Source organism: Nocardia yamanashiensis NBRC 100130 (assembly GCF_001613325.1).
GTDB lineage: Bacteria > Actinomycetota > Actinomycetes > Mycobacteriales > Mycobacteriaceae > Nocardia > Nocardia yamanashiensis.
In genome coordinates, this window is the sequence record NZ_BDCD01000045.1 from 64,419 (window position 1) to 70,418 (window position 6,000).

Consider the following 6,000-nt stretch of genomic DNA (forward strand, 5'->3'; position numbering starts at 1 on the left):
ACTGATACACCTTGGGTGTCAATCGAATTCGATGAACCGCCACCGAACGGATCGGTACGCGATATCGCCGATAACATTGCGCCGGTGTACGGCGCCGAATCGAGATCTCTCAGTCGAGAACGATTTCGGGCTGATACAACTCCAGCCATTGATTCAGGTTCAGCACGCGATCGAGCCCCGCCCGGACATTCCCCGGCATCCGATCCGGGGCCACATCCACCCCGTCCTGCACCCACTGCCGGTCGAAGAATTCGAAGACGGCGTTGTCCGGCTGCGCCAGCAGTCCCCGCAATTGCCGCTGCATCGCCTCGGCGTACCGCGGATCCTGGGTCGACGGGTAGGGGCTCTTGGTCCGCCACAGCACCGATTCCGGCAGCAGATCTGCTGTCGCGTGGCGCAGGATGCTCTTCTCCCGCCCGTCGAAGCTCTTCATCGCCCACGGTGTGTTGTAGACGTATTCGACCAGGCGGTGGTCACAGAACGGTTCGCGAACCTCGAGCCCGAGCGCCATCGACGCCCGGCTCATCCGGAACAGGTGGATCCGGCCGAGGCGGGTCAGGTGGATATGACACATCTCCCGCATCCGGCGCTCGACAGGCGTCTCGTCACCGAGCTGCTCCACTTCCCCGACCGCGGCCTTGTACTGGTCGTGAATGAAGCCGGGCACGTCGAGTCGCGCACGCATGTGCGGCGCCAGCTCGGCCAGCCGATCGCCGCTGTAGGCGCTGCGGTACGCCAGCCAGGCGAAGGTATCGGCCTGAACCGATTCCTCGTCGAAGAACCAGCGATACCCGCCGAACAGTTCGTCGGCCACCGTGCCGGCCAGGGCCACAGTGGATTCGGCGCGCACGGACTTCAGGAACAGATAGAGCGAGGAATCCAGGTCCGCCAGCGCCAGCGGGACGTCGGCCGCACCGACGATCGCCCGGCGCGCGTCCGGCGCGCTGTGCTCGGCGACGTCCACCATCACGTCGGTGTGCACGGTCCGCAGCAGGTCGGCCATCTCCCGGACGAAGGGCGAGTCGGGATTATCGCGCAACTCGTCCGGTGTGAAGATCGACTCCTGGCGCTGGTAGTTGGCGGAGAAGGTGCGCAGCTTGCGCCCCTGCGCATCGAGACGGGCCGCCGCCAGCGCGGTGACCACCGAAGAGTCCAGCCCGCCGGAGAGCGGAACCGAGACCGGCACGTCGGCGCGCAACTGCCGATCGACGATGTCCTCCAGCAATTCCCGCACTCGGGCGACGGTGGTCTGCTGATCGTCGGTGTGCACCTGCGGCGTGAGTTTCCAGTAGGTGCGCGAGTGCAGACCCCGCCGATCCACGGTGATCATGGTGCCGGGCCGCACTTCGGCCATGCCCTTCCAGATGGCCCACCCCGGCGGTTTGGTGATGGCAAACAGCTCCCGCAGGCTGTCGGTGTCGATCACCTTGCGTACCAGGGGGTGCGCGAGAATCACCTTCGGCTCGGAGCCGATGAGCACTCCGTCGGGCGTCGGATAGAAGTACAGCGGTTTGACGCCCATCCGGTCGCGGGCGATCACCAATTTCTCGACCCGCTCGTCCCAGATCGCGAAGGCGAACATTCCGTTCAGATGGTCGACGACGGCGTCGCCCCACTGTAGGTACCCGCGCAGCAGCACCTCGGTATCACCGGAGCTGTCGAAGGAGTGTCCCAGTGCCGTCAGCTCGGTACGCAACTCGGGGCAGTTGTAGATCTCTCCGCTGTAGACCAGGACGACCTCCCCCGCCGGCGTATCCGCGCGCATCGGCTGCGCGCTGCCAACCGGGTCGACGACGGCCAAGCGCCGGTGCCCGAGCGCCACATGCCTGCGCACATAGGTGCCGGAACCGTCGGGGCCGCGATGCGCGACAGCGGCGGTCATCGCCGCGATCGTCTCCGGCTTTCGGGTCAGGTCGGAATCGAAAGCAATCCAACCGGCTATTCCGCCCATGCGGTCTCTCCTTGATCGAAAAGTGTTTTCGTCGTCGCTTGTTTCGGGGGCTGGTGTGCGCACAGACCGTCGATCCATCGGGATACGGCCGCCGCGGTCGCATCGGCGTCCGCGCCCAATAGTTCGAAATGATCGGAATCGACCGATACCAGCTCCTGCTCGCTGGTCAGTCGAGCGGTCGACAACGGTGTCCTGTCACCGTTGTCGGCGACGGCATCGAAGAACGGCCGCTCGCAACGAACCATCAATGCGGGCGATGCCGTACGCAGGTCGGTAATTTCGCTCAGCACCCGTCCCCAGCCGGCCATGCCGGTCAATCGCGTGCCATCCAGTTCTACCGCAGCGGAATCGTTTTCGTACAGACCGGTCAACAGTTGGTCGGCCGGTACACCCATACCCCCGGCGGCCGGGCGGAAAGTATCGAGCAGGACGACGCCCCGCGGGCACGCTCCCGAAGCTTCGAGCCGGCGGGCCACCGCGCAGGCGAGCACGCCGCCCGCCGAATAGCCGAGCAGTACGAACTCGTCGTCTCCCACCGCCTGCCGCACGGCTTCCGCGAGCACCTCGACCGCCGCGCCGGCGTCGCGGGGCAGCTCCTGATTCGGCGCGAATCCAGGTAGCGGTAGTGCGTAAACGGGGCGAATTCCGTTGTAGGCGGCGCTGAAACGAGCGTACTGATGTGGGCCGCCGGTCGCGGCGGGAGTGCTCAGGCACACGATCACGGGGCGGGCCGGCCCGTCCGCCAGGCGCAGCGGCCGGATCGGTTCCCGGAGTTCACCGCGCGTCGAGAAGGTCGGTCGCAGCGCTGCCGCCGTAGCCAGCAGCGCCATTCCCGCTTCGAACCTTCCGCTGGACACGGCGGTGGCGAACAATGCGCTCACGGTGTCCTCGAGCGGCCGATCGAGGCCCGAGTCTCCGCCTGGCGCACCGGCACTCACCTCGGCCGACAATCGAACGGCGATATCCGCGGGCGTCGGGTAGTCGAATACCAGCGTGACCGGAAGGTTCGAACCGGTCGTGGCACGGAGCCGATTGCGGAACGCCATCGCACTGAGCGAGTCGAAGCCGAGGTCCGGTAACGCGGTGCCGGGTCCGATCGGCATGGATTCGTCGTAACCGAGGATTTCGCGGACCGTGGACACGACCAGATCGGTGAGACGGGACCGCCGGGCGGGCTCATCCATGCCCGCGAGATCGATTCGGGACGGTGCGTCTCCCGAGGCACCCGCACGCCCACGCGCCGGTGATACGAGAGCCCGCAACAACGCCGGAATCTCATCCCCGGCAGCGCGAATCGAGGAACGGTCGATGCGGGCCGCGGCGACGACGGGGCGGCCCGCAGCGAGCGCGGCGTCGAAAAGGTCGAGACCTTCGGCTCGCTCCAGGGGCACCAGTCCGCGCTCGCGGATCCGCGCGATCTGCTGGGCCGTGGCCTCGACACCCATGCGGGCGTCCACCCAGGGCCCCCAGGCCATGGCGGTGGCGGGCAGGTCCAGCGTGTGCCGGTAGGCCGCCAGAGCGTCCAGGAACACGTTCGCCGCCGCGTAGTTGGCCTGACCGCCCGCCATGATCTGGCCGCCGACCGAGGAGAACAGTACGAAGAACGACAGCTCGATGTCCTTGGTCAGTTCGTGCAGGTTCCACGCGCCGGTCACCTTGGCGCGCGACACCGCGTCCAGACCCGTGTGAGTCGAACGCGCGATGGTGCCGCTGTCCCAGATGCCCGCCGCGTGCACGACACCGGTCAACGGCCCATCGAACGGGTTCTCGCACAGCGCTTCTCGCAGGGATTCACGATCGGCCACATCGCAGCCGACGACGCGCACGCGGGCACCGAACTCTTCCAGTTCCGCGACGAGAGCGGACGCCCCGGGAGCCGCCGCACCGCGGCGGCTGGTGAGGATGAGCCGACGCGCGTCATGGGTCCGCACCAGATGCCGGGCGACCTCCGCACCCAGCCCGCTGGTACCGCCGGTGATCAGGATCGTTCCCGCGGTGTCCGGCGCCGTCTCGCCGACCTGGGCCGCGAGCGGAGTCCACCGCGGCACCCGGGCGACGCCGTCCCGCAGTATCACCTCGGGCTCGGCCAGAGCCACGATGCTCGCGACATCGACATCGGTCGCGCCATCCGTATCGACCAGGAAGACGCGGCCCGGATTCTCCGCCTGTGCGGCGCGGACCAGACCCCACACCGGCGCCAGCGACAGGTCCGGGCAGGTTCCCACGGGAAAGCCGACAGCGCCGACCGTGACGACGATCAGCGGCAGCGCGGCGAATTCCGGATGCTCCACCCACCGTTGCAACGCGCCGAGTGTGCGGTGCAAGGTCTCACGAACACCTTCGGGCGGTGCGCCGGGGCCGGGCGCACAACGCAGCACCACGGCCTCGATCGGCGGTCCGCCCGCCGGCGTCTCTTCCCAGTCGGCGGTCACCATTGCCGGTGCCCCGACCGGCAGGGCTCGATGCAGCCATTCGATGCCGAACAGGCGGTCCCGCAATGCGGTCCGGCCCAGCTGCGCCGGGGTGATCGGCCGCCCCGACACGCCACCCACCCGCATGACCGGCAGGCCCGCGGAGTCCGCCAGCTGTACGGTCATGCTGTTCGGTCCGACCCGGTCGGCGTACACCCGCAGCCGGGACGCGCCGATCGAGTACCGCGACACCTCTGTCCACTCCAGTGGAAGAACCAGCTCCTCACCGGTGAGCAGGGACACGTGCATGGCGGCGTCCAGCAGTGCGGGGTGCAGGCCGTAGCCGCTGCGGTCGGCGGCCTCGGGCAACGCGACCTCCGCGAAGACGGCCGAGCCGCGCCGCCAGGCGGCACGCAGCCCTTGGAAGGCCGGACCGTATTCGTACCCGAGTTCGGCCAGTCGATCGTAGAGATCGCCGGCGTCCAGCGGGATCGCATCAGCGGGTGGCCAGTTCGACAGATCCGGGTGCGGGTCCGGCCGGTGCCGCACGGGGGCGATCACCGCCTCCGCGTGCAATGTCCATGCGGCACCGCCGAGTTCGGCGGCGTCATCGTCCACGCTGTCGGGCTGGGAGTAGACGCGTACCGCCCGCGTGGCCTCCGGCGTCGGTTCGTCGATCAGTACGCGAAGTCGAACAGCGTTGTCGTCCAGCACCAGTGGTGTGGTGATCGCCAGTTCCCGCACCTGCTCACACCCGGCGAGGTCCGCCGCGCTCGTGACCAGCTCGATGAATCCTGTGCCCGGGAACAGGATCCGGCCGAGTACGACGTGATCGGCCAGCCACGGTGTGGCGGCGGCGGACAATCGTCCGCTCAGCATGACCCGGCCACTTTCCGGAATGCCGGTGGCGACCCCGAGCAGTGGATGGGACATCGGCTGTAGTCCGAGGTCCGCAGCGTCGCTGCGCGACCGGTCGGTGAGCCAATACCGGCGGTGTTGAAAAGCATACGGAGGCAGGGATATTCGATGCCCCGCCGGGCCGTCGACCACGGAGTCCCAGTCGACCGCGCCGCCCGTGACGAACAAGGCGGCCGCAGACAGGAGAAACCGGCCCCAGCCGCCGTCGTCACGACGCAGCGACTCGACGACCGTGATATCGGAACCCGCAGAAGTGCCCAGATACGCGAGAGCGTCCTGGATGCCGGTCGTCAGTACCGGGTGCGGGCTCGACTCCAGGAATGTCCGGCACCCCGATTCGGCGGCGGCGACCAGGGCTCGGTCGAAGCGCACGGGCTCGCGCAGATTCGTGAACCAGTAGTCCGGGGTCAATTCCGCGGTATCCATCGCTACACCGGTCACCGTCGAGATGAACACCGGACCAGCGGCCGGTGAGGTGCGCGGTGCGATCCCCGCCAAAGCGTCGAGTACCGATTCGCGAATTTGCTCCACGTGCGGTGAGTGTGAGGCGTAGTCGACAGGAATCGCTCGTGCCCAAATCTTTTCGCGCTCGCACCGGGACAGCAGCTCCGCGCACGCATCCACGTCTCCGGATACCACGGTCGCCGCGGGACCGTTCACGGCCGCGATGCTCAGCACTGTGCCCCGTCCCGCGATCAGTTCCCGGACATGATCCGCCGG

2 protein-coding genes are annotated in these 6,000 nt (G+C 67.9%); both read right to left on the minus strand.

What is annotated here, in order from left to right; all coding sequences use genetic code 11:
- Positions 1–109 precede the first annotated feature (109 nt).
- Positions 110–1,951: an asparagine synthase (glutamine-hydrolyzing) gene (asnB, locus tag NY1_RS38150; protein WP_067722295.1), complete on the minus strand. Its 1,842-nt coding sequence runs from the start codon at positions 1,949–1,951 to the stop codon at positions 110–112.
- Positions 1,939–5,958, minus strand: a complete 4,020-nt coding sequence (locus NY1_RS38155; RefSeq protein ID WP_067722296.1) for an SDR family NAD(P)-dependent oxidoreductase — start codon at positions 5,956–5,958, stop codon at positions 1,939–1,941. The genes asnB and NY1_RS38155 overlap by 13 nt, the downstream gene beginning before the upstream one ends.
- Between the last annotated feature and the right edge of the window lie 42 nt (positions 5,959–6,000).

What these genes read in the sequence shown, in the direction of transcription:
- asnB (WP_067722295.1), bottom strand. Translation starts at nt 1,951, where the DNA reads ATGGGCGGAATAGCCGGTTGGATTGCTTTCGATTCCGACCTGACCCGA.